The organism is Psychroflexus sp. MBR-150, from assembly GCF_053628795.1.
This window is the reverse complement of the sequence record NZ_JBRJHB010000017.1, coordinates 1-15,619: the sequence shown is the minus strand read 5'-3', so window position 1 is coordinate 15,619 and position 15,619 is coordinate 1. Positions and strand designations below refer to the sequence as shown.

The window sequence follows — 15,619 nt, the reverse complement described above, 5'->3', positions numbered from 1 at the left end:
TATACTAAATAACGTGAGTTTGATTTATTGAAATCTGTAAATCAGATGATTACATATTTTTGTAAGCAAATTTTGTCATTTCGACGAAGAATGAGGAGAAATCTTATCTGAGATGTCTCGTCGCTCATGCTTCGCTCTATCGACATGACAAATGATTAAATATCTGTATTTTATTAGAATTTATAACGAACTCACGTTAAATAAATTCGATTAATTCCAAATGGCTTTTATGTTCTTTCAACGACACCTTTTATTTCTTTATTATTCAGGAATTTCTTAGCATTTTCTGCTGCTTTTCTTGCTCCTTCAATCAAAATGTTTTCGACAATAGCTGAATTGTGCGGCGATCCTAAGAGATTGGGCAATTCAAAAAAGGGATAATTGATTTTAAAATGTCCAAACTTAAACGGCTCGATCCACCACGCATCAATTCCAGCTGAAAAATCGGGATGGTTTTTTAGATGTTCATATAAATCTTTTTCTTTAACAATTGGTCCTCTCGCTACATTAATCAATATGGCGTCATTTTTCATTAGCTCTAATTCTTTTTTTCCGATTAATCCTTCTGTTTCGTCTGACAGGGGAATGGAAATAACCACAAAATCAGAGTGAATCAACAGGTTATCCAAATCGTTTAATGTCCCTATAAAATCAACATCTTCAGTTGTTTTTCCGCTTGTGTTTAATGCCATTACTTTCACATCAAAACCACGCATCAACTTGGTAACTTCTTTACCAATTGAACCGAAGCCGATAATTCCGAGCGTGGCTCCTTTAATCTGCCTCGTAATGCTTTTCAGTTGTTCAAATTTTCCTTCTGCCATGCGGTTGTGATACAAGCGCAATTTTTTTGACAGTGCAAGAATCATTGCGACCGTATGTTCTGCCATCGCTGGTGCATAAGCACCTTGGTTTGCTGCAATTAAACATGTGGTGGGAAACATATCGAATTCTAAATGATCATAGCCGGCAGACAATAGTTGAATAAAACGAAAATTACGGAACAGGTTTTTATCAAATTTTTCTAATTCTCTTGTCGGATTCCACGCGATTATTATTTCACTTTTCAATAATATCTTTTCTTTTTTATCTGTTTCTGTATCATCTAAAAAAGAAATTGCATGATCCTTAAAAAAATTTCTATAAAATTCTTTTTCGTTTTCGTTGGTTTTATATGTTACTAAAATATTTTTCATTTGTGATAACTTTTAAAAGAGATATATTGATTTTGCACCTAAATCGCTATTGTTTTAAGAACATTATTGATCCGATATGTGATTTTTTATTTCTAAAGTTTCAGAACGGAATTTATTTTTACCAAAATCTAAAGTTCTAATTGGGAATGGGATATTGATGTTGTTTTCGTTATAAGCTTTCTTAATGGCTAAAATTGCCTTGTGTTTTGCAAGCAATTCGTCTTTTGCATTTCTTTCTTTAATCCAAAATCTAACTTCATAATCAATAGAGCTGTTGCCAAAAGCTTTATAAAACAACTCAACTTTCTCACCAGGTAACTGTGGTAAAGCTTTTTCAATGGCTTGCACAGTGATTTTTTCTACAAACTCTAAGTCGCTTTCATAACCAACACCACATTCTACAGTAGCAATGCTTCTATCGTCACTACTCAAGTTTTTAAATGGATTGTCAACTATTTTTGAATTGGGAATTGAAACTAAATTCTGATCTGCTGTTTTTAAGGTTACACTTCTTAGATTGATGTCTGTAACAAAGCCTTTAAAGTCGTTGGTTTCTACCCAATCTCCAATCTGTATTTTTGGGATAAAACTCAAAATAACGCCTGAAAAAGTATTGTTTAAAGTGCCTTGAAGTGCCAAGCCAACAGCTAAACCAACAACACCCGCAGCTCCAAGAACAGAGGTTAATACGGTGCTTAAATTTAAAATTCCTAAGCCTACAAAAAAACCAATGAGTATAAAAATAGTTTTATAAACTCTAATGGTAATAACAACTACCGAATGTTGAGCAGAAGTTCGCTGTAATATCTTTTTTAGTAATCTAGAAGTAAGGTTAGCAAATACTATAAATAAAATAAATACAATAACTGCTAACAAAAAATTGGGCAGACTCAATATAAATGAATCTACCCAACCTTGAAATTTATCATTAAGTTTATCCCAAGAATCTTGAGTTTGATTTACAATACTTTGTGAGACATCATCTTGAAAATAAAACATGTTTTTTTATTGCAAATTAACGCAATTTTTTGGTCCATACATCAAGCATCCAACTTGTTTTTTCAAGTTCTCTGATATATGCTCCAATCAAATCTATAGTCCCTTCGTCGCCAGCATCGCCTGCAACTTTGACAACCTTACGCATTTGAGAGATAATAGTGCCGTGATCTTCAAGCAAAATATCTACCATTTTAGCATCGTCTAAATCAGCATCTGATTCTTTGAGATTAGTGATTTTTAGATAATCAGATAAGTTACTTTTTGGCGAATGTCTTAAAGTCAAAATACGTTCAGCAATTTCATCAACTTTAAGTTTAGCATCATCATACATTTCCTCAAATTTTTCATGTAAATCGAAGAAATTTGTTCCAATCACGTTCCAATGAAAGTTTCTCAATTTTTGATAATACAAATGATAGTCAGCAAGCAAAATGTTGAGTTGTTCAACAGTTTTTGAAGTTTTGTCTTGGTCTAAATTCAGATAGCTCATAGTTTTTATTTATTGATTTATAAAATTTAATACAAATATACAATAGGTTAGAGGTTTTTAAACTAAAACCCTTTAGACTTAATATAAGTTTAACGTCTTCTATCGAGAAAGTTTTTGGTATAACTCATCCGAAATTTGTCCACCTGAAACGCCATAACCATCAACCAAAACTCCTTTTTTGCCATCAGAAGTTGTTATGGCATACAGAATAGAATTGTCATCAGGGTTTGACATACCTTCAAACCTAAAAATACCATCTACTTTAAACTCATTTGGTTTATAAGCAGTCTTGTCTTTGTGCTCAGATATTCTATCAGATTCAATATTAAAATCAAGTGTGTAGCCTTGATCTTTTAGTTCATTGATTTTTTGTGAAAGTGTTGTGTTACTCATAGTTGTTATTTTTTTTATTAAAAAAACTAAAACTTATCGGTAAAGCGAGAAAAAGGAAAAAATAATATCCTGTAACAAGCCCAATTATTGTGATGATGAGACCAATTATATTTAAAATCCATTTCGTATTCATATCTTAAAAATACAAATAACAATTTGTTTCAAATAGGTTTTTGATAAGTTTTTAACAAAAAAACGATTGATCTAATACCAAATCAAACCTCGTCGAGAAGACAAGCTTGGTGAGTAGAGTAGTGGGCTTCGTCTTGGCGTGCCTGTTAACTTGTCAGCACGTTGATAGACCGAGTTTTTAACTCTAAACGAACCAGAATATATCGGCTGATTGTTGTAATCCATAAAAATAGAAGATTTAGAATTATCTATCTCAACCTTAAAATTTGCATATTGAGACATTTGACGATCGATAGCGTCATAAAAATTCTGATAAGAAAGTTGATGAGTTTTAGAAACAGAAGCCTGCATAAAATCAAATGCATTTTCAGTATTGGGTGATGCAAATACGTTGACATTTTTTACTAACAAATCAAATTCGTTGACATCAAAATCTTGATAAAGTGGCGATTGAATTTGAGGTGATAACTCATCTGGGCTTAATGGTGGCAAACTGAATTCTTGAGCTAATCCAAAATTAGCAACAAAAACAATAAATATGTATATCAGCTTGGTTTTCATTATGATAAATATATCAAATTTTATTCCAATTCAATCAAATAGGCATAAAATCTAAAAAAGATTCATCTTTCCATAACTTTGGAAAAAACTGACGCCCTTGATGCTTGGGATGAAGATATTTTTTCCATTCAGAACCACCAGTAGCTTGCTTGTTTTCGCCTTTTTTATCCAAGTAATGTTGAGCAGTTTTTAAATGGACTAATGGCCATTTTACGTTATAAGTATGATCAAAAGTTTTCATCAAATCAATAAGATCTTCTGAAGGATCATTAAGCTTTTGAAAACGTTCAGCAATGGTTTGACCTTTTATTTGGGTGGCAAGAGCTTTAAATTGTGCAAGATATTTGTCTTCAAACAGACTTAAAGTCAGCGTTTTTGAGCCATCTTCGGGATTGTAACCTGCTGCTCGCCAATATATATGTTCAAAAAAATCATCTATATTTGGCGTATCAGGCAATAATTTTTGTTTTTTTTGATGTACAAGATTGATTAAAGGCGTGCAATATATTTCTAAAAATCTGAATTGTGCACTTTGAAAACCACTGGCAGGCGTAAGGCTTAATCGAAATTTGTTGTAATCTTCATAGCTCATACCGTCTTTCATAACATCAAAAGAGGTAATCAGCATTTCTGTATAGCGGATAAGGCGTTTGAGTTTGTCTTTGAATATAGGTTCGTTTAAATTTTCTTCAAAGACTATTTGCTTAATTTCGTGTATCATCAATTTTAAAACCAATTCGGTAACTTGATGATAGATGATAAAAACGGTTTCATCTTTAAAATCAGTTCGTGGTTTTTGTAAGGAAAGCAAAGTATCTACTTCCACATAATCCCAATAGGTTATAGGTTTAGAATGAAACAAACCGCTTAGGTAGTGCAAATGATTTTCGCCTAAATCTGTATATTTTTTTTTGAGTTGTTTTATGATGTCATCAGACATAGATATAGTTTTCTACAAAAATACTAAATTAAATGAACGTGAGTTCGATATAAATTCCAATAAAATATATTCATAAAATACAGATATTTAATCATTTGTCATGTCGATAGAACGAAGTATGAGCGACAAGACATCACAATAGGATGAGATTTCTCCTCATTTTTCGTTCAATCTGATGTACAACTTTCAATAAACCGAACTCAGGTTATATGATGATTTCTTTTATTAGTAAGGAAGCTTAATCAATCCTTTAGTGTAAGAAATTATAAATTTCTATTTTACATAATATATATTATGATTTATTTAGATATTAAAAAAATCATCGCAGAAAATTATTACCAAATACCCCAAAATAGATATAATTTGCTCTGCGATGATGATATACAAATATAAAAACATAATTTGTTATAATCCTAATAAATCAAACTAAAACTTTTATATGAATGTTTAAAATTTTGATACTGCATGTTGAGCCACTATAATATTTTGTTTCTTTTAAACCAAATATAAATAGCAATACAAATCAAAACCATTATGCCTAAAACGATGAAATATGCATTTTTATATTCTAATTCAGGCATAAACTTAAAATTCATGCCATAGATGCCTGCAATAAATGTTAAGGGTAAAAAGAACACCGAAAAAACAGTCAATAGCTTCATCACATCATTATTTTTTTGTGCTGTGATAGATAAATATGAATTGAGCAAAGCTTGAGTATCTTCTATTATTTCATCTGCTGTGTGCAAAAGATTGAGCATTGAATCTTTGATATCTTGCAATTCGGAGTTAAAACCTGTGTTGTTAATTGCTAATTGATTAATGACATTTTGATTCATTTGTAAAATCTTTTTGTGCATTCTTGCTTTAGACTTGATAAAATATATTTTTTCTATTGAAAATTCTTCTGTGTTATCGAGCAAAACAAATCTTTCCATTTTGTCAATTGCTTTGCTGTAGTTGTTTAAAGGCTTTTCAAAGCTATCTATGATATGTTCAATCATATAAAAAAGAAATGCACCTGTGGAATTGAATTCTTTGTTAACTTGGCTTAAGAAATTGATTTTTTTTCTGTGAATACTAATCAGATTTTTGTCTTGAATTATAAAAGCAATTTTAGTAGAAAGTTGACCAACACTTAATATATCAGGGTTTTTAATGTCTGTTGAAACTCGCAGAATGATAAGTTCTATGTCTTCATTTTTCTCATATTTTGGCAAATGTCCTACCTCTAAACTATCTTCAATAAAATTATCAGGTATTTGTATAGGTGTATTGAGTTGTTTTAGGTCTTTGAAATTGGCTTGAAGACAGTCGTACCAAGTAAAGTTTTTATAGGTTTTGCTATTGAGTTTCATATTTTATTGAACATCTAAAGTCATTCCGTTGATATGTTCTAAAACGGCTTTAGCAGCAGATTCGCCATTGAGCATTGCTGCATTTAAAGAACCGTTAGACAAAACATCACCGGCTAAAAATATACGGTCTTTTAATTTGGTTTCGGTATGCGGTATTTGGTAATTAACGTCTGCTATGTTTGGCAAGGCTTTTGGTATTTTGTAATGTTTAAGCAGTTTATTGATTTTTATATCGCAAACATCAAGCAGTTCTTTTTGTGTTATTTTTGCTAATTCTTCGTTACTTAAATTGTGATTTTTGACTACACTGACCGACAAAATTTGCTTTGGCTCAGAGGCTAAGCTCAAATAATGAAAATTGTTCACAAGTGTATTTTCTTCAGCAACCAAGCCTATCATAGGCAGATTAATAACTCGGTTTTCTACCTCAAAGTATAGATTGTCAACACTTTTCCATTCTTGTGGTTGATTTTTTAAATTGGAAACTAAATCTGAAGGTTCTGTAGCTATAATGATAAAGTCTGCTTCAACTTGAGTATGGTTTGCTAAGGTGATGGCATTATCTTCAACACTTTTGACCTTAGTATTAAAATGAAATGTTGTCTGTTTCAGTTGATTGGCCAATTGATTAGGTATAGCTTGTATGCCTTTTTCCGGAATGCCAGCTTTTGTTTCAGAAAACAATTTAAAGGTAAACTCAAACATACGGCTTGACGTATCTAAGTTTTCTTCGAGAAAAACACCAGCATAAAAAGGTTTAAAAAAATTATTGATAACCTTATCAGAAAACCCAAACGACTTAAGGAAGTCAAGCGTTGTTTGGTTTTTTGAATTAAAGATTTCTTCAAAAGTTTTATATTTTAATGACCGATATAGTTTTATGATTTTTAGCTTATCTGAGAAGTTAGCCAATTTTGAAAACAAAGTTGAAAACAATATATCAAAATCTTTTGCGGGATTGCCTAATTTGCCTTGTTCTCCTTTTTTAAACACAAATGCACCTGGTGAAAAATATTTTAAATGTAAAAGATCAATATCTAAATATTTTTGAACTGCTGGATAATTGGGCAGCAAAATTTGAAACCCCTTGTCAAATGTGTATCCATCGATATAATCGGTTTGAACTCGCCCACCTACTCTATCCTTTTGTTCGTATATAATAGGTTCATAACCAGCCTTTTCGAGATTTATAGCTGCTACAAGTCCACTGACTCCAGCTCCTATAATTACAATTTTTTTATTCTCCATAAATTATTTATCACTCTATATTTATAAATTTTTACTAAAAATAGGTCAAGTCTTTGAAAATCCAAATGAAAATGCGTTATTTAATAAAAAAATATGATGATTTCAAAAGACAACAAACAAATAAACCTGTATTACCATCCTGATTATGCTTTGTCTAAGAAATGTTTAGCCATTGCTCAAGCCAATAAAGCTGTTATTTTTCCTATTGATATCAGCAAAGCAGGAATTAGCCAAACCGATTGGTCTGAAATGGCAAAAATGTTAAACCTTAGTGTTGTTGATTTGATTAACCTCAATCACGAAATCATTACTTCAAAGTTTGGTAAATCTCCAAATATAGACGAGTTTGATGCTTTAAAAATTATTGAAAAGCATCCAGAAGTCGTTGATAAACCTATTGCAATCAGAGGTAACAAAATTGTTCGTGCTTCTCACGCCAACGACATTTTGCAACTTCAATCTGTCGATACAGGAGAAATTAAAATTCCTTAGTATTTCTATTATCTGATATAATATTTAAAAGGATTTTTTTACTTTGCTATTTTATTGAATAATCTCACAATAATTTAGTTATGAAAATCCACCATATTTCTAATCAAAACTCTGTCTTAAATCAATTTTTAATAGAAATAAGAGACCAAAATATTCAAAAAGACAAATTGAGATTTAGGTTTAACCTTGAACGTATTGGTGAAATACTTGCCTATGAAATGAGCAAAAGTCTTGATTATAAGTCTCAAACTACAACAACACCTCTCGGGCAACACCAAAAACCACTCATTAAAAATGAATTGGTAATTTGCTCAATTTTACGTGCAGGATTACCAATGCATAATGGCGTTTCTAGAATATTTGATTGTGTTGATAATGCTTTTATTTCAGCATATCGCACAAAAAATGACAAAGGCAATTTTGAAATTCATTTAGAATATTGTGCAACACCTGATTTGACTTCAAAAGATTTAATATTAGTAGATCCTATGTTGGCAACAGGACATTCTATTGTTGAAGTCTATAAAACTTTAACTAAAAAGTTTAAAATTTCATCTGTAAATATTTTATCTGCCATAGCTGCCCAGCCAGGCATTGATTTTCTTCAAACTCGATTGGGTCAAAACACTCAACTTTGGTTGGCAGATATAGACAAGAAGCTTGATGATAATGGATATATTGTGCCAGGTTTAGGCGATGCTGGCGATTTAGCTTTTGGTCCTAAACTTTAAATGATTTACTGCTCACCTGGAAATTTGATATAATTTGGAACTAAAGATTTAGTTTTTGTTTGGTCTTTGTCTTTCGGAGTTTGTTTGTTGCTGTCATCAGATTCTTTTTTGTTGAGCATTTTTCTAAATAATTCTTCAAAAGTTTCAAAATCAACAGTATATAAAATACCTAAACCTTGAGTGTATCCTAATTCTTCACCGATAAACTGAATATTACTTTCTCTATTAAACATTTGAGCTCTTAATGAGCCTGATTCGTTGAGTAAAAAATTTAATTCAACATCGCCAAACACAAACGACTGCGTCTGCCCACCTACAGGAACGCCAAACCGACCATTAATAAAAATTCTATCACTCAATTGGGTTTGAAGGGTCATCCCTACTCTATCTGAGCCTATAGCGTTTTGGTTTGGAGTTTTTTCCGCTTGAATATAATCAAAACCAATGTTAAACTTACCTTCATCATCTTTTAGAATCTGATCTATAATACTTGTTGCTCTTTCCGCTAATAGATTAGAGCCAATGGCATTCATACCAACGCCTTCGTTGTTGTAGAAAGTACCTTGAACAACGAGAGACAAAGCTTGCTTTTCAGTGTTTTCACGACCTTGAATTCTGTAATTCAATTCAGATTCTACTGTTGAGCTCAGATTTGGGTATTGTATATCAAAACTAATATCTGGTTGCATAAGCTCACCATTTAGTGTAATGATGACATCTATGGGTATTTCTCTATTAACGGATGGGTTGTCCAGTAAAACAGCAGGATTTGCATTTGTGGTATATTTGGCTTGTATATCCATATTGGCGTCAACGGGATTGCCTTCCCACGATAAATAACCACCAGGAATAACTTCAAACTTTTTTTCGATAAGACCTTGATATTTATAAATATATTCTCCTGATAGTGCTACAAAATCTCCATACATATCAAATTTACCATTCGTATTTATCTCTATGAGCAAGTTGCCGTCTCCTCGACCTCTTAGCGTGCTTCCGCTTTCTTGATCAACTACAACTTCTACTAAGGCATCATTGGTGATGATCAAGTCAAATTTTAGACTTAGCCCAGAAACTTTTTCAAGCAAATAATCTTTGCCTTGTGCTTTTTTTTGTTTGTCTTCAGGTGTTAAAAAATAAATAAATGAATTATCTCCAATAGTTTCAGTATCTGAAAGCGGAATATTAAAAACGGTATTAGGTTGACTTGTAGCATTAACATTTATTGTTAAAGCATCGGTTGGTCCGCTTATCGATGCTTTTCCTGAAATAAATGCGGTTCCGTAGTACAAGCTTTCTTCAGTATATGGTGTGTCTAAAGTTAAAATATTATCTGAGGTTAAATCTAAGTTTAAATTCCAATCTTTGAATTGATCGTGAGATATAAAACCACTCAATGTGCCTTGAGTTTTGTATTTAGTATCCGTTAGAAGAATGTCATCTAGCACAAATTTCTTTTTGTCTAAAATGATTTTAGCCTTGTTTTGAAAGTCAAAATCAATATTGAGGTAAGGAAATTTTAGACCTGCATCATCTAAAAGTAATTGACCAGAAAAATCAGGATTTGATAGAGAACCAAATAATTTTGCGTTTCCATTAATTTTGCCTCTTATCCTACTGATCACATCTGAACCCAATGGGCTGAGAGAACTTATATCTAAATCATCAAAACTTATATCCAAATCTATCAATTGCTCTTGTTGGTTGGTGGTTATTTGACCTTCTGCTGACAAAAAATTCTGTTGTGCTTTAGTCAAATAGGCTTTTAAATCAAAATCTGATAAATTTTCATTGCCATTAGCTGATAGTTTTAAATCGCCGTATTGCAAATCATTGACTTCAAAATCTCTTACCATCACATTGAGATTTGGGGCGTATTGACCATTTTTTTGATATATTCTCATATTAGCATTAACAAGACCACCAAGCTTTAGACTGTCTATATATGGTGTGATATTGTTTAGTTCAACGGTTTCAAGTTTAAGGTTAATGTCTTTGTAGGTAGAATCTCGCATCTCTCCATTAAGTTTTACAACTTGATTTTGATAAGAAAATGCAAGTGAATCAAATATAAATTTTTGGAGTCCTGATTCTAAAATAACTCTGTTGTTTTTGTAATTGTTGTTTTTATTTATTTCCCAAGTATTATTTTTGAAAAGTATATTTGAGTTTTGAAAACCTACCACCGTATTATTGTCTTTATCATAAGTTTGATATAGACTCAAATTAAATTTATCATCTTTGTTTGCTCCACCAGAAAATTCTGTTCTAAAAAAAAGCGTGTCATTAAGTTTAACATTTATTAAATTTAAATTTGAAATAGGATACGTAGCATTTTGAATATCAGCTATTTCTATATAGGTATCAAAAAATGGATTTTGCTTATCAATCTGTATTTCAACATCTTTCAGAATATTTTCTTTATACCTTATTTGGGGTGATATAAAGCGCAACTTCATTTCGTCTTCATTTGAAGATATTTTACCATTTAAAAATGTTTGAGGAGCAATGCTGATTTCAGGAAAAATAGCTTCAACGATTTTGTTGTTAATTTTAAATTCAAAGTTCACATTTTTGTTTGTGAACTGGTTTTTAATAACATCTTTAAAATAAAGATTTCTAAAAGAAATATCTATAAAATGTGGAAGTTTTGAAGGCTCAAAATCACCGTAAATTCTACCATCAATAACATCTGGAGAATTTACTGTAATATAATGAATGTTATTTTTAATTTCAGAACTGAGGATAAAATCTTTAAACTTATAGGTGTCATAACTGGTTGTATAATTAAAATCATTAAACTTAATTTGTCCTACAGCATCATCAATAGTATTGGCTTTCATATCACTTTTGAAATTGCCTTTAAAAATTGAAATACTGTCTTTTTCAATAAAATTAAGCTGATACAAATCGGCATATTTGATGTTTGACTCAAAACTGAAAATGTTTTGAGTATTTGAAGCATTGACAGTGCCATCAAAATCAAATAAAAAATTAGGGTCTTGACTGTCAATCTTGCCGTTAAAAATAGGATATTTTAAATTTCCATCAATGCTAAGGGTTTTGTAAACATAGCTATTATACTCAAAAGTATGAATTTTTCCATTGACTTGAGTGTTCAAAGATTCTTCGGTGAAGCCTTTACCGTTGATATAAAAATTAAAACTAGCCAGTCCTAAATCGTTAGACTGTGCCAATTTTGCCAAGTTAACCTTTTTAAGATTCAAAAAACCTTTGTATTCTACTTCATCAGGAAGGTTTAGGTTTTTAAAATCAAGTTTCACTAATCCCTGACCTACCGTTGATTTTAGATTGAGTTCTGCATTTAAATTTTGCCCAAATATTTGCGTTTGCCCATTGACAGAAAAATTGCCCATGTATTGTATAAATTCAGGTAAATTATCGCCTAATACTTTTGGTAACAAACGTTTTAAATCAAAATAATTGGTTGTAATGTCTATGTTTTGCGTTTTTAATTGAAATTTATCTGGATTGGTTATTTGACTAATGACGATGTCTCCAGAAATTTCACTTCTCTGCATGCCATCAATTTTGATGTTTTTAAAAGAAAAATCATTTAATGTGCCATTAAGCTGACCTGATAATACCAAATTTTCATTAAATCCAAACCCGCTGTAAAAATAATTCAAATCGGTAGTTGATATCTTTGATTGATCAAAATTTGCTGAAATTTGAACTTTATTTTCAAAATCAGACCAATCTCCCTTTTGAAATTCAAATTTTAAATCGGTTGCGATTTCAGATTTGGGCGTTTTGAGTTTTAATTGATCCAAACGCATTTGTGATCCGTTCATAAAAAATTTAGTCTGCAATCTATCTATTTTTAAACCATAACCCGTAATGCCAGAAAGTGAATTGATGTTTATGCTCACTTTGTCATCAACGATATTGATATTATTGACATCAAAATTTAAGTTTTTAATACTAAATGCCTCTGGCTTGTCTAAGTTATAATCTATTACACTGAATTCACTATCAACCAAAAACACATCGTCAATGTGAAGTTTAAAAGTTGAAGTAGAATCTTTGGGTTTATCCGTTTCAAATTTCTGTAGAAAAACGCCAAGATTATCAGAATCTTCATTTTTATATCGTATCAATTTCATCTTTAAGCCTTCAATCTCAGTGCTGCTTAAATCTAAATTACCTTTATTTAAAAGCCCTGAAATGTTAAAAATAGAAGTCGATAACTTATTAACATCAAAAATTGTATCGTTATGATGGTCAAAAACCATCACTTCTTGTATTTCAATATCTGCATTTAAACCAATTTTTAACCTTTCAATATTGATTTGAGTCCCATAAGTTTCATTGATGTTTTTGGTTAACTTTTGTGCGGTATAAGTCTGAACACCAGGGATTAAAAAAATCAATACCAATAAGAGAAACAGCAGAACAACCGCTATAACTATATGTTTGATGATATGAAAAATTCGCTTTACGATGGCTTTACAATTTTGTATAACAAATATACATTTAATCTATGATTGATAATACACAAAAATATTTAGCTTTGTTAAACATTTCAATAACTGTACCTGATTACGTTTATGACTAAGAAATCAATTTATATTCTCGCAATAGAATCCTCGTGTGATGACACTTCTGCAGCTGTTTTTGAAAACGACAAAAAACTGAGTAATATTATAGCTACGCAATCTATACACGAAGCTTATGGTGGGGTTGTTCCTGAATTGGCATCGAGAGCACATCAAAAAAACATTGTTCCTGTTGTTGACCAAGCCCTGAAGGAAGCACAAATAAGTCTTAACAATATCTCTGCAATTGCATTCACAAAAGGTCCAGGACTTATGGGATCGCTTTTGGTTGGAGCTTCATTTGCCAAATCTATGGCTTTGGCGTTAGATGTTCCGCTTATTGAAGTTCATCATATGCAAGCCCATATTTTAGCTCATTTTATTGATGACGGTCAAAAAACACCAGAGTTCCCTTTTTTAGCTTTAACAATTAGTGGCGGTCATACTCAAATTGTAAAAGTGAAGGATTTTTTTGATATGGAAATTATAGGCAAAACCCTTGATGATGCTGTTGGAGAAGCTTTTGACAAATGTGGAAAAATGATGGGTTTGGGTTATCCAGCTGGTCCGATTATAGACAAGTTTGCTAAAGAAGGTAACCCAAAACGCTTCACTTTTTCAAAACCCAAAGTAAAAGGTCTTGATTTTAGCTTCAGTGGATTGAAAACTGCTGTTTTATATTTTATACAAAAACAGAAAAAAACAAATCCTAATTTTGTTGAAGAAAACATAAAAGACCTTTGTGCGTCATTTCAAAAAACCGTTGTTGATATTTTGATGGACAAATTGCAATTGGCGGTTAAAAAAACTGGTATAAATCAAATTGCCATTGGTGGTGGAGTTTCAGCTAATTCAGGTATTAGAGAAGCCCTAAAACAAGCTGAAAAAGAGCTTCAGTGGAAGTGTTACATTCCAAAATTTGAATACTGTTTAGACAACGCCGCTATGATTGCTATAGTAGGCTATTATAAATATTTAAATCAAGACTTTACAAACTTTAAAACAACATCAAAAGCAAGATTAGAATTATGAAATATTTTTACTTAACTATATTATTTTTAAGTTTTAATTTTATCACTGCTCAAAGAGCATTATTTAACCAACGCTACACTTCAGAAGCAGAAGACTTTAAAATTGATCAAAACAAATTAAACGAATACAAAAAAGAAGGTCAATTGATAATTTTTAATGAAGAAAAACACAAAACTAAACTGGCCAAAACACTTTTAAAATCAAGGCAAGGTAAAACTAAAACTTTTGATAAAGGTTTTTTTGAAGAAGAATATAAAATACTTAGCAAGCAAAAAATACCCCATTACCGAGTGAGATACATTTTGATAGACAAAGACAGATTTGATACTGAAAAAGCTTTTAACAACTATGCCAACAAGGTGAGAGAATTATTAAAAACCAATGCTTTCAAGTCTGTTGCTATGCAATATTCTATGGATTACAACAAAAACGTTGGAGGTGATTCAGGTTGGTTTAAAAAAGGAAAAACACATCCAGTATTTTTTGCAGAAGTAACAAATACCAATCGGCTATCAGAAGAAATTTTTGAATTTGAAATTCCAGAAAATAACTGGTATTATTTTGTAAAAAAATCACACTCAAAAAAAGATATAGAAGAAGCTCTAGTGCTAAAGCAAAAAACAAACAAATAACCATTCAAAATGTTTTATGAGCCGTCTATAACTCCGCATCAAAATACACATACACTCAATCCTAACGAGAGCAAACACATTTTGCGTGTATTGAGAAAACAAGTTGGTGATAGTATAAAAATCACCAATGGACTTGGCGATGCTTTTGAAGCAAAAATAATTGCTGTCAAATCAAAACAATGTCAAATCAATATCATTTCGCATTTTTACGAAAAACCACTACCCTATCAACTCCATATTGGTATTGCACCACCAAAATCTGCTGATCGGTTTGAGTTTTTTTTAGAAAAAGCTACTGAACTCGGCATTTCTGAAATATCACCTTTGATCTGTAAAAACAGTGAACGCAAACGCTTAAATTTCAGTCGCTGTGAGAAAATAATTCAAAGTGCTATGAAGCAATCTTTAAGGCTTTATATGCCAAAGTTAAATCCCATAATATCTTTTGAAGAGTTTGTAAAAATTAAGTTTGATAATTATACCAAACTCATAGCACATTGTGAAAATGACAAAAAACACCCTATTCGCGATAAAATAAATCAAGCAGACAAGTTTTGTGTTCTCATAGGACCTGAAGGTGATTTTAGCCTTAGTGAAATTGAAACTGCAATAAACCTAAACTTCTCTCCTATCAGTTTAGGAAACAAACGATTACGCACAGAGACCGCTGCTATAACAGTTTGTCAAGCCTTAGCTCTATTAAAATACTAATTGTGTGTTATGCCAATTTGAAAGAATAATATCGCTAATAAACAGATAAAAATCATTGTTGTCCGATAAAAATCTAAATTACTAAAAAAATCTTTTGTATCGCCTAATTTCACTGTGTAGCTTTAGTATTTTAAAAATAGAACCT

General features: G+C 31.2%; 14 protein-coding genes. 5 read left to right on the top strand and 9 right to left on the bottom strand.

The window, feature by feature from the left end; all coding sequences use genetic code 11:
• Window positions 1-227: 227 nt before the first annotated feature.
• The 8 genes from ACSSV5_RS09710 to ACSSV5_RS09675 form a co-directional block, all read right to left on the bottom strand.
• Window positions 228-1,196 (bottom strand): 2-hydroxyacid dehydrogenase, encoded by a 969-nt coding sequence (locus tag ACSSV5_RS09710; RefSeq protein ID WP_454245714.1) that lies wholly within the window; start codon window positions 1,194-1,196, stop codon window positions 228-230.
• Between the two features lie 63 nt (window positions 1,197-1,259).
• Complete coding sequence (locus tag ACSSV5_RS09705) at window positions 1,260-2,195, bottom strand: mechanosensitive ion channel family protein (RefSeq protein WP_454245713.1); 936 nt, start codon at window positions 2,193-2,195, stop codon at window positions 1,260-1,262.
• Between the two features lie 16 nt (window positions 2,196-2,211).
• Window positions 2,212-2,685 carry a Dps family protein gene (locus ACSSV5_RS09700; RefSeq protein ID WP_454245712.1) on the bottom strand — a complete coding sequence of 158 codons (474 nt, stop codon included), beginning with the start codon at window positions 2,683-2,685 and terminating at the stop codon, window positions 2,212-2,214.
• Window positions 2,686-2,784: 99 nt separating this feature from the next.
• The gene (locus ACSSV5_RS09695) at window positions 2,785-3,078 is read right to left on the bottom strand and encodes a phosphoribosylpyrophosphate synthetase (protein ID WP_454245711.1); all 294 of its coding nucleotides are present in this window, start codon (window positions 3,076-3,078) and stop codon (window positions 2,785-2,787) included.
• Window positions 3,079-3,282: 204 nt separating this feature from the next.
• Entirely contained in the window at window positions 3,283-3,771 is a 489-nt protein-coding gene (locus ACSSV5_RS09690; protein WP_211066329.1) for a hypothetical protein, read from the bottom strand.
• A 34-nt stretch (window positions 3,772-3,805) separates the two neighbouring features.
• Window positions 3,806-4,711: a tryptophan 2,3-dioxygenase family protein gene (locus tag ACSSV5_RS09685; protein WP_454245710.1), complete on the bottom strand. Its 906-nt coding sequence runs from the start codon at window positions 4,709-4,711 to the stop codon at window positions 3,806-3,808.
• 476 nt (window positions 4,712-5,187) lie between these two features.
• Window positions 5,188-6,069: a CorA family divalent cation transporter gene (locus ACSSV5_RS09680; RefSeq protein ID WP_211066328.1), complete on the bottom strand. Its 882-nt coding sequence runs from the start codon at window positions 6,067-6,069 to the stop codon at window positions 5,188-5,190.
• A 3-nt stretch (window positions 6,070-6,072) separates the two neighbouring features.
• Complete coding sequence (locus tag ACSSV5_RS09675) at window positions 6,073-7,317, bottom strand: protoporphyrinogen/coproporphyrinogen oxidase (RefSeq protein WP_454245709.1); 1,245 nt, start codon at window positions 7,315-7,317, stop codon at window positions 6,073-6,075.
• Window positions 7,318-7,410: 93 nt separating this feature from the next.
• Here ACSSV5_RS09675 and ACSSV5_RS09670 point away from each other — a divergent pair, with 93 nt between their 5' ends.
• Both ACSSV5_RS09670 and upp read left to right on the top strand, forming a co-directional pair.
• Window positions 7,411-7,809, top strand: a complete 399-nt coding sequence (locus ACSSV5_RS09670; RefSeq protein ID WP_211066326.1) for an arsenate reductase family protein — start codon at window positions 7,411-7,413, stop codon at window positions 7,807-7,809.
• An 80-nt stretch (window positions 7,810-7,889) separates the two neighbouring features.
• Complete coding sequence (gene upp / locus ACSSV5_RS09665) at window positions 7,890-8,540, top strand: uracil phosphoribosyltransferase (protein WP_211066325.1); 651 nt, start codon at window positions 7,890-7,892, stop codon at window positions 8,538-8,540.
• 5 nt (window positions 8,541-8,545) lie between these two features.
• Here the strand turns inward: upp and ACSSV5_RS09660 are convergent, their stop codons facing one another.
• On the bottom strand, window positions 8,546-12,934 hold the full coding sequence (locus ACSSV5_RS09660) for a translocation/assembly module TamB domain-containing protein (protein WP_454245708.1): 4,389 nt from the start codon (window positions 12,932-12,934) through the stop codon (window positions 8,546-8,548).
• 177 nt (window positions 12,935-13,111) lie between these two features.
• On the opposite strand from ACSSV5_RS09660, the gene tsaD reads away from it, so the two are divergent.
• The 3 genes from tsaD to ACSSV5_RS09645 are packed head-to-tail and all read left to right on the top strand — an operon-like array spanning window position 13,112 to window position 15,474.
• A complete protein-coding gene (gene tsaD, locus ACSSV5_RS09655) occupies window positions 13,112-14,131 on the top strand; it encodes a tRNA (adenosine(37)-N6)-threonylcarbamoyltransferase complex transferase subunit TsaD (RefSeq protein ID WP_454245707.1) in 1,020 nt (339 codons plus the stop codon).
• Window positions 14,128-14,763 (top strand): peptidylprolyl isomerase, encoded by a 636-nt coding sequence (locus tag ACSSV5_RS09650; RefSeq protein WP_454245706.1) that lies wholly within the window; start codon window positions 14,128-14,130, stop codon window positions 14,761-14,763. The genes tsaD and ACSSV5_RS09650 overlap by 4 nt, the downstream gene beginning before the upstream one ends.
• A gap of 9 nt (window positions 14,764-14,772) precedes the next feature.
• Window positions 14,773-15,474 (top strand): 16S rRNA (uracil(1498)-N(3))-methyltransferase, encoded by a 702-nt coding sequence (locus ACSSV5_RS09645; protein WP_454245705.1) that lies wholly within the window; start codon window positions 14,773-14,775, stop codon window positions 15,472-15,474.
• The last annotated feature ends 145 nt before the right edge of the window (window positions 15,475-15,619 follow it).